We start from the raw sequence: 22,115 nt of genomic DNA on the forward strand, positions 1-22,115 counted from the left end.
ATACTAAAATCAAAACACCTAGAGCGGCCGCAAGCGAAGACGCACATCAGGGCCAATCTGTTTTACATCAAACAGCGTAAATTCAGGCGCATCCGATAATCTTTGCAATTCAGGAATAGCAAACAATCCACGGGCATTATTTCCCAGCACCTTAGGCGCGATATAAAGGATCAATTCATCTACCAGCCCCAATGATAACAACGCCCCGGCCAGAGCAGGGCCGCATTCCGCCCAGACTGAATTTACCTGACGCTTACCCAGTTGCATCAACAACAACACCAAATCAACACCATCACCATGTGCCGGCAATAAAATTTGTTCGACGTGATCAGGCCATTGCTGTTCATCTTTGTCAGTATCCAACAAGTTAGTACGTGCTAACCAACATTGCCCTGTTTGCCGGATAACTTGATGTTGTGGCGTCACGCGATTCTGGCTATCAGTAATGATACGGATTGGCTGGCGAAGACGTTCTTGGGGATAAACCGCTTGCGTATCAGCATCCAATTCATTCCAACGGACAGTCAGTGAAGGATCATCCGCCAATACTGTTGCACTGGAGCTCAAAATGGCGCTGCACTGCGCTCGCAATTTCTGCACATCCTGACGCGCTTCAGGTGAAGTAATCCACTTACTTTCTCCCGAGGCCAACGCAGTACGGCCATCCAATGAGGCTCCCAGTTTCAATTGCAGGTAAGGGAAACTGGTACGCATACGTTTAAGAAAACCTTTATTCAAGGATTCCGCCTGCGCCATCATCAGGCCATGCTCGACAGTGATACCCGCCTGCTGCAATTTATACAAGCCGCGTCCAGCCACTTGGGGATTGGGATCTTGCATCGCTACCACAACACGACTTAATCCCGCAGCAATCAAAGCATCAGCACAGGGCGGTGTTTTGCCATGGTGACTGCATGGCTCAAGCGTGACATAAGCTGTAGCGCCTTTCGCTTTTTCACCTGCCATACGAAGGGCATGAACCTCTGCATGCGGTTCACCAGCTCGTAAATGAAAACCTTCCCCGACTATCTGATCATCTTTAACGATGACACAACCTACATTTGGATTCGGAGAAGTTGTAAAACGCCCCTGTTGCGCCAATTCCAGCGCTCGGGACATATATATTTCATCGAGTGTCATGGTATTTAGTCTTGTAATTTGGCTATCTCTTCGCCGAATTCACGAATATCTTCAAAGCTGCGGTAAACAGATGCAAAACGGATATACGCCACCTTGTCCAGTTTCTTCAGCGCATCCATAACAAAATTTCCAATCATCTTGGACGGAATTTCACGTTCACCGGTTGCCCGCACTTGTGATTTGATATGGCTAATCGCCGTTTCCACATCATCAGAGCTGACAGGGCGTTTTTCAAGTGCCTTTTGCATGCCACGACGCAATTTTTCTTCGTCGAAAGGCTCCCGAATATCATCACTTTTAATGACCCGTGGCATCACCAGTTCTGCAATTTCAAATGTAGTGAAGCGTTCATGACATTCTAGGCACTGACGGCGACGGCGCACTTGTGAGCCATCCCCAACCAGACGGGAATCAATAACTTTAGTATCAACGGCTGCGCAAAATGGGCAATGCATATCGTTTCCTGACAGTTAACCGAAGGAGTAACAGTGTACCTTGAAGTGATGATGAAAAACACCCTGTCAGTAAGTACTCACAGAGTGTTTAAGCGATATCAGAGCTCGATCATGCTAAATCGTTAAGGAAGAATAGAAGGCTGATCCGCCCCTTCTTTCTCAACTTTCTGCTGAATCATATGCTCACGCTTCATGCCCAACTTCAGAGCCAGTGCAGAAGCAACATAGATGGAAGACACTGTACCGATAGAAACACCGATTAACATTGCCAGTGAGAAGCCTTTCAACATTTCACCACCGAAAATGTACAGCATCAGTACAACCAACAATGTGGTTGCAGAAGTCATGATCGTACGGCTCAGAGTCTGAGTCAGGGAGACGTTCATGATTTCATAAGACGTACCACGGCGGATTTTACGGAAGTTCTCACGAATACGATCCGACACCACGATACTATCGTTCAATGAATAGCCGATAACGGACATCAACGATGCGACGATAGTCAGATCAATCTCAATGTGGAACAACGACAGAACGCCCAATGTAATGATCACGTCATGCGCAAGCGCGATAACCGCCCCTAATGCCAGACGCCATTCAAAGCGGAAACCAACATAGATCAGGATACAGATCAGGGCAACCAATAATGCCATCGCTCCGGTTTGTGCCAATTCACTTCCCACACTTGGGCCGACGAACTCCACACGCTTAACCTTGGCATCTTTATCGATATCCTGGTTAATAACCGAAATAACCTTATTACCCAGTTCTTGCCCTGCATTCCCTTCCACTGGCGGCATACGAACCATCACATCACGGCTGCTGCCAAAATTTTGCAAAAGTGGTTCAACAAATCCATTCTGTGTCAGGCTTGCACGCATCTTGTCAAGATCCGCAGGCTTACTCAGGTTCACCTCAATTACCGTACCACCGGTAAAATCAAGCCCCCAGTTAAACCCGCGAACACCGACTATCACGATGGAAGCGATCAATAACAGGAATGAAATCCCAAAGGCAACGTTGTCCCAGCGCATAAAGTCGATCACTTTACGCCCGTAGTTTAATTGTTCAACAGTATAATCCTGTGCCACAACGTGCTCCTTAAATTGACAACTTATTGATACGCTTGCCACCGTACAGCAAGTTCACGATTGCACGAGTTCCTACAATAGCAGTGAACATGGAAGTCGCCACACCAATACTGGTAGTAATCGCAAAGCCCTTGATAGAGCCTGTGCCCACGGCATACAGAATAACGGCTGTAATCAGCGTAGTCAGGTTTGCGTCGATGATACTGGAGAACGCGCCTTTATAGCCTTCGTGAATCGCTTGCTGTACCGTACGGCCATTACGCAGCTCTTCTTTGATACGTTCGTTTATCAACACGTTCGCATCCACAGCTACGGCAAGTGTCAGGACGATACCCGCAATCCCCGGCATGGTCAGCGTCGCTCCCGGCAACAGGGACATGATACCGACGATCAGCACCAGGTTAGCCAGCAGTGCACTACTCGCAATCAGACCAAACTTGCGATAATAAAGGATCATGAACAAGATAGACGCAATCAGGCCCCATAAACACGCCTCAAGACCCTGCTCGATATTCTGCAAGCCCAGAGTTGGCCCAATAGTACGCTCTTCGACAATCTGAATTGGTGCAATCAATGCACCCGCACGTAGCAACAGCGACAACTGGCGAGCTTCGGCAGGATTGCCGATGCCAGTGATACGGAAACTGTTACCCAAACGTGACTGAATGGTGGCAATGTTAATGACTTCTTCTTTCTTAACCAAGATCGCACGACCATTGGCATCTTTCTTACCGCTGTCCTTATATTCCACAAACAGCGTTGCCATCGGTTTTTGCAGATTATCTTTGGTGAAATTGGACATCGCCGTGCCACCCGCACTATCCAGAGAAATATTCACCTGCGGATAACCGTTCTCATCCGTGCTGGACGTGGAATCAGTAATATGATCGCCTGTCAGAATAACACGCTTGTACAAGACAACAGGGCTGCCATCACGGGTATATTTCAATTCTGAATCAGCCGGAATTCGGCCAGACAGTGCTGCATTCTGGTCAACATTACTATTCACCAGACGGAATTCCAATGTTGCGGTTGCACCGAGGATCTCTTTAGCGCGGGCTGTATCCTGGATACCCGGCAGTTCAACGACGATACGATCTGCACCCTGACGCTGCACCAAAGGCTCCGCAACCCCCAATTGGTTTACGCGGTTACGCAGAATAGTAATGTTCTGCTGTACTGCATAAGAACGGGCTTCACGCAGACGTTCATCACTCATGACAACTTTCAGAGTACTGTTGGCGCCAGTAGAGAACACTAAATCACGGTGGCGAGGTTCAAGGTAGCTTTCCGCTTTGGAACGCGCATCGTTATCACGGAAACGAACTTCAACACCGTAATTATCAATTTTGCGGATAGTAGAATAAGCAATGCCCTGATCACGCAGTTCAGAGCGCAGGCTATCAATATTTTGTTCCTGTAACTTACTCAGTGCGGTTTCCATATCCACTTCCATCAAGAAGTGAACACCACCACGCAGGTCAAGCCCCAGTTTCATAGGCTCAGCGCTGATTGCCCTTAACCAGACAGGCGTTGCAGGCGCGAGGTTCAATGCCACGACATACTGTTCGCCCAATGCAGAAACCAGTGCTTCACGAGCACGGAGCTGCACATCAGTGCTGTTAAAACGAGCAAGGATAGCCCCATTTTCTAATGCAATGGACTTGCTCTGGATTTGATCTTTTTCTAAAACATTACGGACTTGGTCCAGCGTTTTTTCACTGGCGGCGATGCCTCGCGCGCCAGTGATTTGTACAGCCGGATCCTCACCATAAAGGTTGGGAAGTGCATAAAGCAAACCGATGAGGATCGCAGCGATCAGCATCAGATACTTCCACAAAGGATAACGGTTCAACACGGCAGTTCCCTTCGGGAAAATCAGAAAATTAAATAGCCTTCATTGTACCTTTCGGCAAAATGGCAGCGACGAAGTCACGTTTGACAGTTATTTCAGTGGTATCATTCAGGGCAATTACAACGTAGCCTGTTTCAGACACTTTAGAGACACGACCAACCAAACCACCAGAAGTCAGTACTTCATCTCCTTTGGAGATGGAATCCATCAATTTTTTATGTTCTTTGGTACGTTTTTGTTGTGGACGCAGGATCATAAAATAGAAAATCAAACCGAAAACAACCAGCATGATAATCAGAGAATATGGGTTACCCTGAGCTTGTGCTGGTGCACCAGCAGCTGCCGCAGCTTCAGAAATAAAAAAACTCATCAAATTTCCCTCATTGTTATCGAAAACATGTTACCGAAAATCGTGTCATCGAAAAATATTACTTTCCGAAAATCTTACTTCTCGAAAATCGTGATTGCCGAAAATCGACAGTGGCCCGATCAAAAACCAGCCCGATATGCTACACATATTGAGGCTGGTTAGTCACGCCAAATTATATAGTTAACGGCGGAACGGGTTTGCCAATCCGCTGATAAAACTCTTCAACAAACTGTTCCAGTCTGTCCTCTTCAATGGCTTTACGAATTCCAGCCATCAAACGCTGATAATACCTTAAATTATGGATTGTATTCAGCCTTGCACCAAGAATTTCGTTACAACGATCAAGGTGATGGAGATATGCACGGCTATAATTGCGACAAGTATAGCAGTCACAATGTTCATCCAGCGGAGAAGTATCTTCTTTATGTTTGGCATTACGGATCTTGATGACTCCTTCTGTCACAAACAGATGACCATTGCGGGCATTGCGGGTTGGCATCACACAGTCAAACATATCGATACCCCGGCGAACGCCCTCGACCAAATCCTCCGGCTTGCCAACCCCCATCAAATAACGTGGCTTATCCTGCGGGATTTGCGGACAAACATGTTCCAGAATACGGTGCATGTCTTCTTTGGGTTCACCTACAGCCAGACCACCCACAGCGTAGCCGTCAAAACCGATTTCCACCAGCCCTTTTATGGAAACATCACGCAAATCTTCGTAAACACTGCCCTGAATAATACCAAACAAGGCATTTTTATTGCCCAGTTCATCAAACCGTTGACGACTGCGCGCAGCCCAGCGCAATGACATTTCCATGGAGCGCTTCGCATAATCCCAATCAGCAGGGTATGGCGTACACTCATCAAAAATCATGACAATATCGGAACCCAAGTCATACTGGATTTCCATGGATTTTTCCGGGCTAAGGAAAACAGGCGTTCCGTTGATTGGATTACGGAAATGAACGCCTTCTTCTTTGATTTTACGCATCGCACCGAGACTGAAGACTTGAAAACCACCAGAGTCGGTCAGAATAGGCCCCTGCCACTGCATAAAATCATGCAGGTCACCATGCAATTTCATGATCTCCTGCCCTGGGCGCAGCCAGAGGTGGAAAGTATTTCCTAACAGGATCTGTGCACCAGTCTCTTTCACTTCTTCCGGTGTCATGCCTTTTACCGTACCGTAAGTGCCCACTGGCATGAATGCCGGGGTTTCCACTACGCCACGTTCAAAAATCAGGCGGCCACGACGGGCATTTCCGTCCGTCTTTTGTAACTCAAATTTCACTTAACCTCCAGACATCAGAAAAACAGTCTGATGCTATACATAAAACAGCACATTCTAATTGCTAATTAAGCCACTGTATACGTTGCAGCGTTCCATTCAACCACCACAGCTAAAGGGCAGCGCCTGTCACAACGGCGCGTGCCATGCCCTGCGCACCAAATAAAAAAACCCAGCACGGGACTGGGCTTGGATTAATTCGTAGTTGATTCGTAATTAATATTTTAGATCGTTAGTATCAGGTTTGAAGGTACAAAATCCCCGTGATGGGGTTGTTAGTTACAAGTCAACGGCTCATTGTTCTATGCGCTCAACGGCTGACTTGTAACTTTTTGATTTTTCACGTTTACCAACAGCTATCACCCATATCACAATTTCTTCATCTATCACTTGGTAGACAAGGCGATATCCAGATGAGCGGAGTTTTATCTTAAAACATCCGGCTAATTCACCATGCAATCTAGCTGATTCGATATAGGGGTTATCTTGTAGCTTTTTCAGCTTCTTTTTAAACTGCTCACGGATGCTTTTATCCAGCTTTTGCCATTCCTTTAATGCACGTTCATCGAAATCTATACTAAATCTCATCGAGATTTACCCGAATTCGTTTAGCGGGGTTCTTTAAGCGTTCACGTACAACTTCCAGAATGTCTTCATCCTCGTCATGTTCTGAGACCATCACGGATACTTCTGCAAACGGCAATTTTTCATTTTCTGCTACATAACGCAGAAAGAGCCGCATTGCATCGGAAGGGGAGAGATTCAATTTATCAAATGCACGGTATGCATTCTTTTTCAGTTCTTCATCCACTCTTATCTGAATTGTGCTCATAGTATCACCACATGTAATTACACTTGTATTACATTGTACATTATTTCATCTATGGCGCAATAATTTTTACTGGATACACGGTTTAGGGAGATTAATAATCTGCCCACTGACGCACTAAGGCTAGGTGAGGTGTATAGCATTTAGTGTCACGCTGCCAAAGCCTATCGCTTCAATGCCTTTGACAATAGACATTTTCACGAAGATATTGGTCAGCATTGAACGACAATCATGTCAGCCAGAAACAACATGTAACGTTATTAACTAGCTGAAATGACGATCATTCTGATTTCAAAATATTTTATTTCAATACCGCTTCTTTCGATGCCATTTCTTTCGATGCCATCATATTGCGACTGATAAACATCGCATCACCATAACTAAAAAAGCGATATTTTTCTGTCACCGCTTCTTTATAGGCACTCATGGTATTTTTATAACCGGCGAACGCAGAAACCAGCATGATAAGCGTGGATTCTGGCAGATGGAAATTGGTAATCAATGCGTCGACAACCTGATATTCAAAACCCGGATAGATAAAGATTTGGGTATCATCAAAAAAAGGCGCAATAATCCCATTCTGGCAGGCTCTGGCAGCACTTTCCAATGAGCGGACTGAAGTTGTTCCCACCGCGACAACTTTGTTACCACGCGCTTTACATGCCAGTACAGCATCCACGACGTTCTGTGGCACTTCCGCATATTCAGCATGCATAACATGATTTTCGATGGTTTCCACTCGCACAGGCTGAAAAGTACCGGCGCCAACATGCAAGGTGACAAAGGCCATTTCAATGCCTTTTTCACGCAAAGCAGCCAAAAGCGGTTCATCAAAATGCAGTCCGGCAGTTGGTGCAGCCACTGCGCCCGGGCGCTCACTATAGACCGTCTGATATAACTCACGATCTGCGTCTTCATCAGGGCGGGCGATATAAGGAGGCAGTGGCATATGACCAATTTGATCCAAAATGGTCAACACATCACGATCATCATCAAAACGAATTTCAAACAATGTATCATGACGCGCTAGCATCGTTGCTTTAATGCTTTGAGCTTCACCAAGAACATCTTCACCAAGAATAAGCTCAGCGCCTTCTTTCGGTGCCTTGGAAGCACGAACATGAGCAAGCACTCGCTTATTATCCAGCATCCTTTCAACTAAAACTTCCAATTTTCCCCCCGTCGCTTTGCGGCCAAACAGGCGCGCAGGAATGACGCGAGTATTATTGAAAACCAACAGATCACCGGCTTCCAGCTTATCCAGCACATCAGTAAAAACACCGTGCGTCAGCTTTCCCGTTTCACCGTCGAGGGAAAGCAGGCGACAGGCACTCCGCTGTGGCTGGGGATAGTGAGCAATCAGCTCATCTGGCAGTTCAAATGTAAAATCAGCGACACGCATTTTATCTGTATCATTCAAAAAAACAGGCGGACTAGTCTAGTGCTGCAAACGCGAGGGTGCAACAAAGAAGCATCTGGTTTAGCGATTTACGGTATACTCTCATCATGAATTTTCTCGCACACCTTCATTTAGCTGCATTATCGGAAAGCTCCTTATTGGGCAATCTGATGGCAGATTTTGTCCGCGGTTCACCAGAAGGATTGTTCAATTCCGACATTGTAGCGGGCATCCGTATGCACCGTCGGGTAGACAGCCTGACGGACAGACACCCGCTTGTCATAGAAGCACGTCACTTATTCCGTTGTGAGTATCGCCGCGTTGCCCCAATTACCCTTGATATTATCTGGGATCATTTTCTTGCCCGACATTGGGACAAACTTGAAAAAAATTATTCTTTGCCTGAATTCGCCAACATTGCCCGCAGCAACATAGAGCCTCATCTCGATTCAACCCCTGAAAAGTTTCAAGAACTGAACAGTTATCTCTGGTCACAAAACCTGCTCATCCGCTATGCGGATATGTCCTGCATTGCCAATGTACTGCAAAGCATGGCACGCAGACGCCCGAAATTATCAGCGCTGGCAGGGTCATATCAGGATATAGAAACCCATTACCTTGATTTTGAAACACTATTTTTGCAATTCTATCCACAAATGATGGCATTAGCGTCAAACAAGTTCCTGCTTGAATGAAAAAATTTTCCAGAGCCTTGCACTTTTTTCAAATAGTTTTATCTTATGTAGGCCAAAGGAATTAAAAACAGGTTATCGATAGGTAAAACCTATTACAGTAATTGGTATTTTATTCTTTATTGCTATACCCTAATTCCTTATGCTGTAACCCGTTTCTACATAACACCTTTTAAAATCACAGGAGTCAATTATGGTTTTAGTAACCCGCCAAGCCCCTGACTTTACAGCTGCAGCAGTTCTCGGTAACGGTGAAATCGTTGATAACTTCAATCTGAAAAAACACCTGAATGGCCGTCCTGCCGTTATTTTCTTCTGGCCAATGGATTTCACTTTTGTTTGCCCTTCTGAGTTGATCGCTTTTGATCACCGTTATGAAGAATTCCAGAAACGCGGTGTTGAAGTTATCGGCGTTTCCTTCGACTCTGAGTTCGTTCACAACGCATGGCGTAAAACCCCAATCAGCGAAGGTGGTATCGGCGAAGTCAAATATCCAATGGTTGCTGACATCAAACGTGACATCATGAAAGCTTACGGCATTGAGCACCCAGAAGCTGGCGTTGCCTTGCGTGGTTCTTTCCTGATTGACAAAAATGGTGTTGTCCGTCATCAAGTTGTTAACGATCTGCCACTGGGCCGTAACATCGACGAGATGGTACGTATGGTTGACGCTCTGCAATTCCACGAAGAACATGGCGAAGTTTGTCCTGCACAATGGGCAAAAGGTCAAGAAGGTATGGGCGCTTCACCTGAAGGCGTAGCCAAATACCTGACCAAAAATGCTGACAAACTGTAATATTCCGCAGCATTTAGTCATTTAATAACATAGTGTTATTACCCCTTCCAAACCAGCCGCTTGTCGGCTGGTTTTTTTTCTCGCAAAACAGATCTTCCTGAATCCCGCTGTCTTATCAGCTTACATTAAATTACGCACAAAAAATCGCCCTTTCCAAAATCCTGAGCTTTAGATAAGGTAACCTACATATTACTAACAAAAACATCACAAACAATTGAGTCTCTCCACAGTAGACTCACGCTTAGGAGAACAACACATGTTAAAAGCATGGAAAATACCGTTGATAGCTGTATCCCTCCTCGTCTTTTCCCCACTTTATGCAGCCACTGAACCTGCCGTTGAAGCTAAACAAGGCATGGTTGTCAGCTCACAACGCCTTGCTTCACAAGCGGGTATCGATATTCTCAAAATGGGTGGAAACGCTATTGACGCCGCAGTTGCTGTTGGTTATGCCCAGGCTGTCGTCAATCCTTGCTGCGGCAACATTGGTGGGGGTGGGTTTATGACTATCCATCTCGCCAATGGCAAAGATACCTTCATTAACTTCCGTGAAACCGCACCCGCCGCCGCCAGTGCTAATATGTATCTGGATAAAGACGGCAATGTTATCAAAAATGCCAGCCTGTATGGTTACAAATCGGTTGCTGTACCGGGCACAATCATGGGATTTGAAGAAGCCTTGAAAAAATATGGCACATTGACCCGTGAACAAGTGATGGCTCCTGCCATCAAACTCGCTCGTGAAGGCTATATCCTGACCCGAGGCGATACCGATATTCTGGACACGACTGTTAAGCGTTTTGCTCAAGATCCAGAAGCAACCCGTATTTTCCTGCGTAAAGATGGTACGCCATTCGAACCCGGAGACAGACTCATCCAAACCGATTTAGCCAATACACTGGAACTGATTGCCAAAAAAGGGCCGGATGCTTTTTATCACGGTAAAATCCCTCAACTTGTCGAAGAAGCATCAAAAAAATCGGGGGGAATTATCACCGCAGCCGATTTTGCTAACTTTCATATCACCGAAACAACCCCTGTCACCTGTAGCTATCGCGGCTACAAATTCATCTCTTCTCCACCTCCCAGCTCTGGTGGCGTCACGTTATGCGAAATATTGAACATTGTGGAAGGTTATGATCTTAAATCCATGGGATTTAATTCCGCTGCTTATATCCACACATTGACAGAAGCCATGCGCCACGCCTATATGGATAGAAACACCTATCTGGGCGATCCGGCATTTGTCAAAAACCCTCTTAATAGGCTGTTAAGTAAAAGCTACGCAGAATCTATCCGAAAAGAGATTCAACCTGACAAAGCGACTCCATCAGTAAATGTCCAACCTGGCATTGGTCCCCATGAAAAACCAGAAACCACGCATTATTCCGTCGTGGATAAAGACGGAAATGCAGTATCAACCACTTACACAATTAATGGACGCTTTGGCGCTGTCGTGATTGCACCAGGAACCGGCTTTTTCCTGAACGATGAAATGGACGATTTCACAACCAAAGTGGGTGAAAAAAACCTATATGGTCTAGTGCAAGGCGCAACTAACTCCATTGCCCCGGGTAAGCGCCCACTATCATCAATGAGCCCTACCCTCGTGACTAAAGATAATAAAATCTTTCTGGTGCTAGGTTCTCCGGGAGGCTCCCGCATTATCTCCATCACGCTACAGAGCGCCCTGAATATCATCGACTTCAATATGCCACCACAAGAAGCGGTCAATAGCCCACGTATACACCATCAATGGCTACCCGATGAAGTCTATTATGAACAGCGTGGCCTGTCGAAAGACACCCTGAATTTACTGGAAAAAATGGGTTACAAAATGGTGGAGCAAACACCATGGGGAGCGACAGAGTTAATCATGATTGGATTGCCGGGCGCGGCTGGGGTTACTTCTGTAAATTCTTCCGGCAATGATTCAGCGGTATCAGGCATTGTCCGTGAAGGTTACATCTATGGTTCCAATGATGTACGGCGACCTGCTGGTGCTGCTATTGGTTACTGATTCAGATTGGTTACTGATTCAGTCTGAGTAAATTAAATAAGGGTGGGCATACTAAAACAGCCCACCCTTATTATTAATATCACCAATTCAGTCATGAGGTTAGTGAATAACCACTTATTCTTTCTTACTGTTCTTCATGCTGAGCTTCATACTTTGGGAGTTTTACTCCTCCTGCGATGCGGTCATAAACAGCACATACAACAATAGTCAGCAAAGTAGGCAGTAACCATGCCAAACCCTGATCTGCCAATGGCAAATGCTTCGCCCATTCAGGCAGTAAGTGAGACAGATATTCAGAAGATTTTACTGCATCCAAAATTCCAAACAGCAGGCTGATAGCCATTGCTGGAGCCAGAATACGCGAGAAGTTATTCCACCAGTTCATTGTAAAGCTCAGTAATACCAGAATGATACATGGCGGATAAATTGCCGTCAGCACTGGAATAGAGAACTTAATCAAGTGGCTCAGGCCCAGATTAGAGACCAGCATAGAGAACGTGCCCAGAATCAGCACAAGCGCACGATAAGACAACGGTAAATAACGGCTGAAAAACTCAGAACAAGCACAAGTCAAACCTACAGCGGTAACCATACAGGCCACGAAAATCAGTACCGCCAGAAAGAAACTGCCGTAGTTACCAAAAACATTTTGGACATAAGCATGCAGGATCACCGCGCCATTTTCAGCATTCGGTACCAATGTGCCACTGTTTTCCCCAAGCTTGAACAAAGAGAGATACACAAGTGCCAGGCCAAGACCCGCAATCAGGCCAGCCCACATGGTATAGCGAGTCAGCAAAGAAGAAGCCTCAACCCCGCGGGAACGAGCAGCATTAACAATAACAATGCCGAACACCATCGCGGCTAATGTATCCATCGTCAGGTAACCATTTATAAAGCCATTTGAGAACGGAATTTCTTTATAGGTTTCAACGGCTGAAATAGAGCCACCAGCAGGCCACAGCACAGCAGCGATACCCAGAATGGCCAGCGCCAGAATTTTGATTGGAGCCAGTATGTGCCCGATACTATCCAGCAGTTTGCCCGGATACAGTGAAATCAGGATCACCAATGCAAAATAAACAACACTGTAGATGAACAAAGGAAGTTCACCAGTTCCGGTAATTGGCGCAATACCCACTTCAAAAGAAACTGTTGCGGTTCTAGGCGTTGCGAATAGAGGGCCTACAGCCAAATAGCAAACAGTTGCCAGAACCAAACCCGCAGTTTTTCCAATAGGTGAACTCAGTGCTTCAATGCCACCACCTACTTTTGCCAAAGCAATTACGGTAATAACGGGCAAGCCAACAGCGGTTAGCAAAAAGCCAGCGGCTGCGATCCAAACATGTTCTCCAGCCTGCAAGCCAACCATAGGCGGAAAAATGATATTTCCCGCACCAACGAACAAGGCAAAAGTCATAAAACCTAATGCCCAAATATCCTTAGATGATAAACGGTATGCCATAATAATTATTAATGTATTGTTGCCAAAAGAATTGTATGTACGATATTAAGTATCGCAATCACTTGAATTTGCACTGGCGAGACTGAACTCTGTTTTAACAATCAGTGAGTAACATAATATTCACTGATAAACGTGAAATACAGAATGATAGTGGTAATTACAGCTAGAATCGCCAACAACTGCCCACAAGTAAAACTTTTATAGCGTCAAAAGGCAAGCAGCAAACCAAAAACCAGAACAATATTCTAAACTAAATTTTAAAATCAGTGATTATTGTTATCTATCATTGAATACACACTATATGATTTGTGCTTTTTTTATTCATATTGATTAATAAATAATTTTTCCCGTATTGTTACCATTAAATCCTATTAAACTTAGCTATTTTTATTCAAACTCTTTTTAGTCGAAACAATAAGTCGAGGTGCTAATAGAAAGCTAAAAATAGATCCCTTTCCTAATACACTGGAAATATCGAGATTGGTATTGTAATGATGCAGTGCGTGTTTCACTATCGCCAGCCCTAGCCCGCTACCTCCAGTTTGTCGGGAACGGGCACGGTCAACACGATAAAAACGTTCGGTAAGACGTGGCAAATGTTCTGCGCTAATTCCTCCGCCATTATCTTCCACTTTAAACAGCGCCCCCTGAGCCACCCTTTGCCAACTAACCTCAATTCGCGTTCCCTCAGGAGTATGTCTAATGGCGTTATAGACCAGATTAGACATCGCACTGCGCAGTTGTTCTTCATTACCAAAAACTTTCAGTTTTTCATCAACATTAAATATGATGTCATACTGGTTATTACCCAAGGCGAGGGTTTCCTGCTGCAATAGATTCAACATAGCAGGAACATCAACCACTTTATTCATATCCACTTGCGGCCCGATTTCAATTTTAGAGAGATGCAATAGTTGCGTAACCAGACTATCCATTCTCCGTATCTGTTCCTGCATCGTTCTGACCGCTTTCTGGTTTACCTGACTGCCAAGTACCTGATCCTGCATCATTTCTAAATAACCTTGCAATACAGTAAGCGGTGTCCTGAGTTCATGGCTGACATTGGCGAAAAAATCCCGTCTGGAATTTTCCAGTAACCTTTTTTGGGTAATATCACGCACCACCATCAATAACTGCCTTTCTGAATAGGGCATGACCCGGAATTCCATCATATTACCGTTGTTCAATTCGATGGTTAAAGGGCGGGAAAAGTCATTTGCTGTGATATAGCGACTAAAATCGGGGTAGCGAAGTAAATTGAAAATATGCTGACCGTTATCCTCTGGCCAACGGAACCCAAGTAAATGCTGTGCCAGACGATTACACCAGAAAATGTTGCCCTCTGTGGTCATCATCACAATGGCATCCGGTAGTGACTCAGCGCCACTGCGAAAGCGTTTGATCAATAATGCGAGTTCACGACGTCGTTTACGGTTACGCTGCTGCATCTGATAAATGCCGTAAAAAATAGGTTCCCATCCGCCGCGTCCCGCAGGAGGTAACATACTGCGATCTAACCATAACCAATGGGATAATTTCAGCAAATTATAGCTATGCCACACCAGTGCCAAAAATAGCGCGATAACCAATAACCAAGCCAAATGACCAACAAAAAGAGACAAAATGACAGCGGGCAAACAGAAAAGCACGAAGCCCAATACCAACTTTTTCCATGATAAACGCTCAAGCACGTTATTTTCTCCGGTACGAAAACGGTATTACCCGAAACCATTACCCAAACTTCTGCCAATCAATACTACTTACCAATCAACATTACCAATTAACACCAAAGGGTACCAATCAACACCAAAGGGGGTTCATAACCATCAATAACGGGTAGAAAAGCGATATCCTGTGCCACGAACGGTTTGTACCATTTTATCGTGTTTGCCGATTTCCAACGCCTTACGCAATCGCCGGATATGTACATCGACGGTGCGATCTTCCACATAAACATTCGTTCCCCACACATAATTGAGTAACTGTTCCCGGCTATAAACACGCTCTGGATGGGTCATAAAAAAGTGGAGAAGTTTGAATTCGGTTGGCCCCATCTCCAAATCCTGTCCCTGACTGGAAACTCGGTGAGATACCGGATCCAGTATCAATCCATTCATATCAATGACATCTTCTGCTTCTATGGGCGAGATACGCCGCAGAACTGCCTTGACACGGGCAATCAACTCCTTGGGTGAGAAAGGCTTAGTGATATAGTCATCAGCTCCAACATCAAGGCCACGCACCCGATCTTCTTCTTCTGAGCGAGCCGTTACCATAATAACTGGAATCGCCTTGGTATTATTATCCCGCTTAATTTGCTTGATAATCTGTACGCCTGAACCTCCGGGAAGCATCCAATCCAATAACACTAAATCAGGATAAGGCTCTGACAGACGCCTTATTGCCGTATCATAATCTCCAGCTTCAACGGACTGATAACCGTTTTGCTCAAGTACAAAACAAACCATTTCACGAATCGGTACTTCATCTTCAACTACCAAAATGCGCTTAGCCATGGTCAATCCTGTCAATATCATTGAAGTCAGCAACATTCACTTTAGGACATTATGAGTCAATTTTATGACAATTTTATGAAAACTATTATCTCTCAATCATCAAGCTGTAATCTGGCTCGCAGGGAATATATATCTCATCTGTCATATTTCATTCTTGATGCGAAACCACTCGATAATTCAACAAAAGGGACTGAATTGCGCAGGACATCTTTCACATACCCATTATAATTAGCGCTTGTCACAGGTAAGAGAAACTCACAGGCAACGGCGGGAAGACATGCGAATCATTCATACATCGGACTGGCATCTTGGACAATATTTCTTTACCAAAAACCGCGCAGCAGAGCACAAGCACTTTTTACAGTGGCTTATTGAAAAAATCATTCAATATCAGGTTGATGTATTGATTATTGCCGGAGATGTTTTTGATACAGGCTCCCCTCCCAGTTATGCACGCGAGCTTTACAACAAATTCATTGTGGCGCTACAGCCCACGGGCTGCCAACTTGTCATCCTTGGGGGAAACCATGATTCTGTCGCTACACTTAATGAGTCAAAGGCCCTGCTTTCTTACCTGAATACAACAGTGATTGCCAATGCCGAAACCAAAGAGCCAGAAAAACAAATAAAAGTGCTGAATAATAAAGATGGTAATGCAGGGGCGATTCTCTGCGCTATTCCTTATCTTCGCCCGCGGGATGTCATGATCAGCCAGGCGGGACAATCTGGCACCCAAAAACAACAAGCATTACAAAATGCCATTACGGAACACTATCACCAGCTTTATCACCACGCCTGTGCGTTACGGGAACAACTCGGCCAACCATTACCAATTATTGCCACCGGGCACCTCACTACCGTCGGTGCTTCCACCACAGATTCCGTCCGCGATATTTACATTGGCACATTGGATGCGTTCCCTGCCCAAGAATTTCCACCTGCTGACTATATTGCACTGGGGCATATTCATCGTCCACAAGTTATCGGAAAATCTGAGCACATCCGCTACAGTGGTTCGCCTATTCCACTGAGTTTTGATGAAGTGGGTCAGGAAAAGAGCGTCTGTTTAGTTGACTTTAAGGCAGATAAGCTTGATAGCATCACGCTTCTACCCGTTCCAGACTATCAACCAATGCAGTTGATTCGTGGCAATTTGAAACAGATAGAGGAACAATTACAAGTTTTCAGGGAGTATCAAGGTGAACGCCCGGTTTGGCTGGATATTGAAGTTGCGACTCAAGATTACCTGCCCGATATCCAGAAACGTATCCAAACCCTGAGTGAAGGTCTGCCCGTTGAGATAATTCTGCTGCGCCGCAGCAAAAATACCCGCCAATTGTCACTATCTGAACAAAATAAAGAAACCCTCACCGAACTGAGTGTCAATGAGGTGTTCGAACGACGCTTAGCTCTGGAAGAATTAGAAGATATTGCTAAAAAGCAACGCCTGATTACCTTATTTAAGCAAACGCTGGATGATATTTCTCAGCAATCACATGAAGAGCCGCTCCCATGAAAATTCTTAGCTTACGGCTGAAAAATATCAATTCCCTGCAAGGTGAATGGAAGATTGACTTTACGGCAGAGCCTTTTGCCAGCAATGGATTATTTGCCATTACCGGTTCAACGGGTGCAGGTAAAACGTCTTTGTTGGATGCCATGTGCCTCGCTTTATATCATGAAACCCCAAGGCTTAAGACGATTTCCAGTTCGCAAAACGAGCTAATGACCCGCCATACTGCTGAGTGCCTCGCGGAAGTTGAATTCGAAGTCAAAGGTGTCGCTTATCGGGCATTTTGGAGCCAACGCCGCGCTCGTAACCAAGCAGACGGCAAACTCCAACAGCCAAAAGGAGAACTGGCCCTCAAAAAAGACGGGAAAATTCTGGCTGATAAAATTCCAGAGAAAAAAGAAAAAATTGCCGAAATAACCGGGTTGGATTTTGGTCGTTTTACCAAATCCATGCTCTTATCACAGGGTGATTTTGCTGCATTCTTAAATGCGCAGGATAAAGATCGGGCAGACTTATTGGAAGAGCTAACAGGTACAGAAATTTACGGTATTCTGTCTCAGGAAATTTATCGACGCCATAAAGATGCACAGTCTGAGCTGGATATTCAAAATACCAAAGCCTCCTCTATTGAACTACTCACACCAGAGCAGCAACAAGCGTACCAAAATCAGCAACAACAACTTATTGCAGAAGAAACCGAACTCAGTCAGCAAATTAAGGCATTACAAAAAGCCGAACAGTGGATTATCAGAAAAGATGAACTACAGCAATCTCTGGCAAAGAATACATCACTTCTGCAACAAACTGAGCAAACTATTCAAGAAGCACAACCTCAGTTACAACAACTGGCTACCAGCGAACCGGCTGAAAAAATCCGTCCATTATGGGATGCGCAAAACCGTGCTTTTCATGAAAAACAGCGACTCACTGAACAACGCATAAAAATAGAAAATGAGCGCCAACAGCAACTAACGCTGCTGCAACCTGCTGAACAACAGCTTATAGAGTTAGAGAAAAACCGGGAAGAGCACCAACAACATCAAAATCAGCAGGAAAAGCTCATCTCAGAACAAATTATGCCGCTCGATCATAAAATTGATATTCAATCAAAAGATCTGCTGGCACTTGAGAAAGAAATAGCGGTGCAAGATCGCGAATACTCTGATATTCAATCCCAATACCAAACCACTCAGAACCAGACAGAGGTACTGAATAAAGAGCACAAAGAGCTGGAATCTTATTACGAACAACATCCCCATTACCGTAACTTAGACGGCAAACTGCCTGAATGGAAACAGCTCATTACCCGCCAACATGAGCGGCAAACGAAAATAAACCAACTCACACAAAACACGCAACAAATTGCCACAGAGATCACTCACACAACTGGTCGTCTGAATTCGCTGAATGCAGAATTAGCGGGACAAAAAGAACGGAGTCAGACATTACACAGTCATCTTGCTAACGCTGAAAATCAGCTCACGGCTTTACAGAAAGCACACCCTTTAGCGCAGTTACAGAAATATTTATCAAATTATCAGAAACAACTGACATCACAGAATCAATTGGAGATCTTACTGCCTCAGATCCAGCAGCAACAAACTGCGATCACTGCCGATCAAACCCAACTGGCACAATTTCAAGAATCGCTAAAACTCTTGCCGGATCAGATCGCAACCTTCAATCAACAATTAGCAGAAAAACAGCAACACTATGACGATCTTGATAGTCGTATTCGCTTAGAACAACGGATCGTAAGTCTGGAAAAAGAACGTTCACAATTAAAAGAAGGTGAATCTTGCCCGCTTTGTGGTTCGACTCACCACCCTTTAATCAATGAATACCAAAATATTGCTCTGCCACAATCAGCAGAGCGATTAAAAACCCTGCGCCAACAGGTTGAACAATTACAAGAAAATCGCACTGCCCTACAACAAAGGCAACAAATTCAACAGCAACATTGCGAACAATTGCAGGACAACATTACACAACTCAATGCCAAATTGGCCGAATTGGTAAAACAATGGCAACATCATTGCCAACAACTACAGGCAACAGATTTACCGATAGATACAGAGTCGGTTAATCATTTTATCAGCCAGAGACAATCTGCTTATTACCAACATCAAGCTCAGCAGGAAGCACTTCTAAAAGCAGAAAAAAACCATCAGGCAGCCGAAAAAGCCCTCACAGCCAATCGTGAGCAATACCAAGAGGGTGAAAAAAATATTGAGCTGGAAAAATTCAAACAGGATTCAGCCCAAAAACAATTAGACGAAAAAACGGCTGAAATTCGACAAATAGAAACAGATTACACGGCAGCAGAGCAACAATTAAAGACCGAATTACAATCGACACCTTTTGCCTTGCCTTCCCATCAAGAAACAGAGAGTTGGCTACAACAACGTCAACAAGAATTAAAGACCTACCATGAATCTCGTGAAAGGTGGCAACAACTACAGAAAGAACAAGCCGCCTCACAAAGCAAACTGAGTGAATTAGAAAAACAAAAAAATAAGCTAACCGCACATCTTCATGCTTTAAATCAGCGGCAGCAACAACAAAAGCAATTATTGGAACAAACGCGTCAGAAACGCCATCATTTATTTGGCGATCAATCTGTTGCTGACGTTCGTCAGGACTTACAACAAGAAGCCTATAAACTGGAAGCGGCTTATAAACAGGCCACTATCCATCTGCAAGAATTGCAAAACAAAATGAATCAATTAACCGGGGCAGCCAGTGAAATTGAAAGAAGCTGTATCACCACCGAAGCAGTCTGTAAACTCGCTGCCAGCCACTTCCAAACCGGATTAGATCAGCAAGGTTTTCCCGATCAAGCTTCTTTTGAACACGCTTTATTGGAACCGGAACAACGGGAAAAATTACAACAATTACAAGAAAAACTGGAACAACAACAATTACAAGCCAAAACACGGTATCACGAATCAGAAGTGGCATTGCAGCGACATGCAGACACACAACCACAATTGCTTGAGCAATATGAAGCCCAGCAATTATCGACCATGTTGACCGACACTACAGATAAGTTGAAACACAACAACCAACAACAAGGTGAAGTCAGGACTCTGCTAAATAGCGATGCAGCTCGCCGCCAGCAACAACAGACACTACTGTCTCAAATTGCACTCTTACAACAAAACTATGATGACTGGAGCTATCTCAACAATCTCATTGGTTCCGCAGATGGTGCCAAATTCCGCCGTTTTGCTCAGGGATTAACATTGGATCATCTCGTCTATCTGGCGAATATCCGACTGGAAAAACTGCATGGCCGTTACTATTTACAACGAAAAAATGATGGTGGATTAGAATTACAGGTTGTTGATACCTGGCAAGCAGATGCCATTCGGGATACCAAGACCCTCTCCGGTGGAGAAAGTTTTCTTGTCAGTTTGGCCCTTGCGCTCGCCTTGTCTGATCTGGTGAGTAACAAAACACAGATAGAATCCCTGTTCCTTGATGAAGGTTTTGGGACGCTTGACCCTGAAACCCTCGATATCGCACTGGATGCGCTGGATCACCTTAATGCGTCAGGAAAAACCATCGGGGTAATCAGCCACGTAGAAGCATTAAAAGAACGAATCCCTGTTCAGATCAAAGTGGAAAAAAAGAATGGGTTAGGGTTTAGTCAACTGGCGCCAGAATTTCGGGTTTAAACATGGAGATTAAACCCTATATAGTGCATTAATAAACCACTTTAATGATGTGTATAGTGTGTATATGATATTCAAAGTGGAAAGGAAGCTACTTAAACAATTCAGATTTAATGAAATTATTGAAAAAAACGGCTGGAAACTTAGGCGAATCAAAGGAGCCTGTTTTTCAGGCTCTTCTTCCATTCTAAATTAAATAAATATCAGAACCCCTCTCTTCTATACCCAATGGATTTCAAGATTCAGCACAATGGCAAAAAATCTGATTCCCAAGAGCATAGATAATTATGTGACTGGGGTGAACTCAGCCAACAAAGGTGTTATTTGAAAGACACCGGATGTAATGATATGTTTTTAAAATTATTTCCATAGAAAGACACACGAACAATAAACAAAACCACAACCAAGAGAACAATTTCATAGCGAAATATTTACATGATTGCGTGAAACTGTTTATACTAATTTTACTTGAAGATGCTGATTTATCATGATGATTAATCGTTATAAATTAAATTGATATAAGTCAACCAACACGCATCTTGAGGTTGGTTGAGTATACATTTAATTTCAACTAAGGGTAATTTAATATAAACCTAGCATCCAATCAGAAGTCCCAGGAGTCTGCTTTGTGATGCGGTTCAAAAATTTTGTTTTTCTTCATCGGACAAACATATTTTCTAATACTACTTTGCGTAATTTAGTCGTATTTTAAGGATAAAATCCTTTAATTATAAAATAGCAATATAATTTTTTTATTGTTGATTTTAAATTAAATAGAAAATTCAGTTTATTATGTAAATCATCACAAAATAGCTCTGTAATTTACAATTTATTTTTTGAAGAAAATCAACCAGTTTATATGGATTGATTTAGATGGAGGGATATCTTATTGTTTCTATATTGTATGATATGTATTAAGTATTAAAAAATAATAAAAAATAAATTGACAACAAATATTAAATTCAATACAAATTATGCAACGGAAAATTAATGCCCGTTATCA

General features: G+C 44.1%; 17 protein-coding genes. 5 read left to right on the forward strand and 12 right to left on the reverse strand.

Annotated features, from left to right (window positions below; translation table 11 throughout):
• Window positions 1-18 precede the first annotated feature (18 nt).
• From ribD to queA, 9 genes are all read right to left on the reverse strand, one after another.
• Entirely contained in the window at window positions 19-1,140 is a 1,122-nt protein-coding gene (gene ribD / locus Xmir_RS14610) for a bifunctional diaminohydroxyphosphoribosylaminopyrimidine deaminase/5-amino-6-(5-phosphoribosylamino)uracil reductase RibD (RefSeq protein WP_099114950.1), read from the reverse strand.
• Between the two features lie 5 nt (window positions 1,141-1,145).
• Window positions 1,146-1,595 carry a transcriptional regulator NrdR gene (nrdR, locus tag Xmir_RS14615; protein WP_092549050.1) on the reverse strand — a complete coding sequence of 150 codons (450 nt, stop codon included), beginning with the start codon at window positions 1,593-1,595 and terminating at the stop codon, window positions 1,146-1,148.
• A 122-nt stretch (window positions 1,596-1,717) separates the two neighbouring features.
• Window positions 1,718-2,686 (reverse strand): protein translocase subunit SecF, encoded by a 969-nt coding sequence (gene secF / locus Xmir_RS14620; RefSeq protein ID WP_099114951.1) that lies wholly within the window; start codon window positions 2,684-2,686, stop codon window positions 1,718-1,720.
• 10 nt (window positions 2,687-2,696) lie between these two features.
• The gene (secD, locus tag Xmir_RS14625; protein WP_099114952.1) at window positions 2,697-4,544 is read right to left on the reverse strand and encodes a protein translocase subunit SecD; all 1,848 of its coding nucleotides are present in this window, start codon (window positions 4,542-4,544) and stop codon (window positions 2,697-2,699) included.
• 28 nt (window positions 4,545-4,572) lie between these two features.
• Entirely contained in the window at window positions 4,573-4,911 is a 339-nt protein-coding gene (gene yajC, locus Xmir_RS14630; RefSeq protein ID WP_047962359.1) for a preprotein translocase subunit YajC, read from the reverse strand.
• Window positions 4,912-5,083: 172 nt separating this feature from the next.
• Window positions 5,084-6,208, reverse strand: a complete 1,125-nt coding sequence (gene tgt, locus Xmir_RS14635; RefSeq protein ID WP_099114953.1) for a tRNA guanosine(34) transglycosylase Tgt — start codon at window positions 6,206-6,208, stop codon at window positions 5,084-5,086.
• Window positions 6,209-6,499: 291 nt separating this feature from the next.
• Window positions 6,500-6,793 carry a type II toxin-antitoxin system RelE family toxin gene (locus Xmir_RS14640; protein WP_099114954.1) on the reverse strand — a complete coding sequence of 98 codons (294 nt, stop codon included), beginning with the start codon at window positions 6,791-6,793 and terminating at the stop codon, window positions 6,500-6,502.
• A complete protein-coding gene (locus tag Xmir_RS14645; RefSeq protein WP_099114955.1) occupies window positions 6,783-7,037 on the reverse strand; it encodes a type II toxin-antitoxin system RelB/DinJ family antitoxin in 255 nt (84 codons plus the stop codon). Before Xmir_RS14645 ends, Xmir_RS14640 begins: the two co-directional genes overlap by 11 nt.
• Before the next feature lie 298 nt (window positions 7,038-7,335).
• Window positions 7,336-8,436, reverse strand: coding sequence for a tRNA preQ1(34) S-adenosylmethionine ribosyltransferase-isomerase QueA (gene queA, locus Xmir_RS14650; RefSeq protein ID WP_099114956.1), 1,101 nt, complete (start codon window positions 8,434-8,436; stop codon window positions 7,336-7,338).
• Between the two features lie 104 nt (window positions 8,437-8,540).
• Here queA and Xmir_RS14655 point away from each other — a divergent pair, with 104 nt between their 5' ends.
• The 3 genes from Xmir_RS14655 to ggt all read left to right on the forward strand — a co-directional run bounded on the left by Xmir_RS14655 (window position 8,541) and on the right by ggt (window position 11,941).
• Window positions 8,541-9,128, forward strand: a complete 588-nt coding sequence (locus tag Xmir_RS14655; RefSeq protein WP_099114957.1) for an acyl carrier protein phosphodiesterase — start codon at window positions 8,541-8,543, stop codon at window positions 9,126-9,128.
• A gap of 190 nt (window positions 9,129-9,318) precedes the next feature.
• A complete protein-coding gene (locus Xmir_RS14660) occupies window positions 9,319-9,921 on the forward strand; it encodes a peroxiredoxin C (RefSeq protein WP_099114958.1) in 603 nt (200 codons plus the stop codon).
• A gap of 256 nt (window positions 9,922-10,177) precedes the next feature.
• Window positions 10,178-11,941: a gamma-glutamyltransferase gene (ggt, locus tag Xmir_RS14665; RefSeq protein ID WP_099114959.1), complete on the forward strand. Its 1,764-nt coding sequence runs from the start codon at window positions 10,178-10,180 to the stop codon at window positions 11,939-11,941.
• 124 nt (window positions 11,942-12,065) lie between these two features.
• Here the strand turns inward: ggt and brnQ are convergent, their stop codons facing one another.
• The 3 genes from brnQ to phoB form a co-directional block, all read right to left on the reverse strand.
• Window positions 12,066-13,406, reverse strand: coding sequence for a branched-chain amino acid transport system II carrier protein (gene brnQ / locus Xmir_RS14670; protein WP_099114960.1), 1,341 nt, complete (start codon window positions 13,404-13,406; stop codon window positions 12,066-12,068).
• A 377-nt stretch (window positions 13,407-13,783) separates the two neighbouring features.
• Window positions 13,784-15,097, reverse strand: coding sequence for a phosphate regulon sensor histidine kinase PhoR (gene phoR, locus Xmir_RS14680; RefSeq protein ID WP_099114961.1), 1,314 nt, complete (start codon window positions 15,095-15,097; stop codon window positions 13,784-13,786).
• 135 nt (window positions 15,098-15,232) lie between these two features.
• Window positions 15,233-15,922, reverse strand: coding sequence for a phosphate regulon transcriptional regulator PhoB (gene phoB, locus Xmir_RS14685; protein WP_047962351.1), 690 nt, complete (start codon window positions 15,920-15,922; stop codon window positions 15,233-15,235).
• Window positions 15,923-16,199: 277 nt separating this feature from the next.
• Between phoB and sbcD the strand changes: the two genes are divergently transcribed.
• Together sbcD and Xmir_RS14695 are read left to right on the forward strand one after the other, a co-directional pair.
• Window positions 16,200-17,438: an exonuclease subunit SbcD gene (gene sbcD, locus Xmir_RS14690; protein ID WP_099114962.1), complete on the forward strand. Its 1,239-nt coding sequence runs from the start codon at window positions 16,200-16,202 to the stop codon at window positions 17,436-17,438.
• The gene (locus Xmir_RS14695) at window positions 17,435-21,115 is read left to right on the forward strand and encodes an AAA family ATPase (RefSeq protein ID WP_099114963.1); all 3,681 of its coding nucleotides are present in this window, start codon (window positions 17,435-17,437) and stop codon (window positions 21,113-21,115) included. Before sbcD ends, Xmir_RS14695 begins: the two co-directional genes overlap by 4 nt.
• Window positions 21,116-22,115 lie beyond the last annotated feature (1,000 nt).

Source organism: Xenorhabdus miraniensis (genome assembly GCF_002632615.1).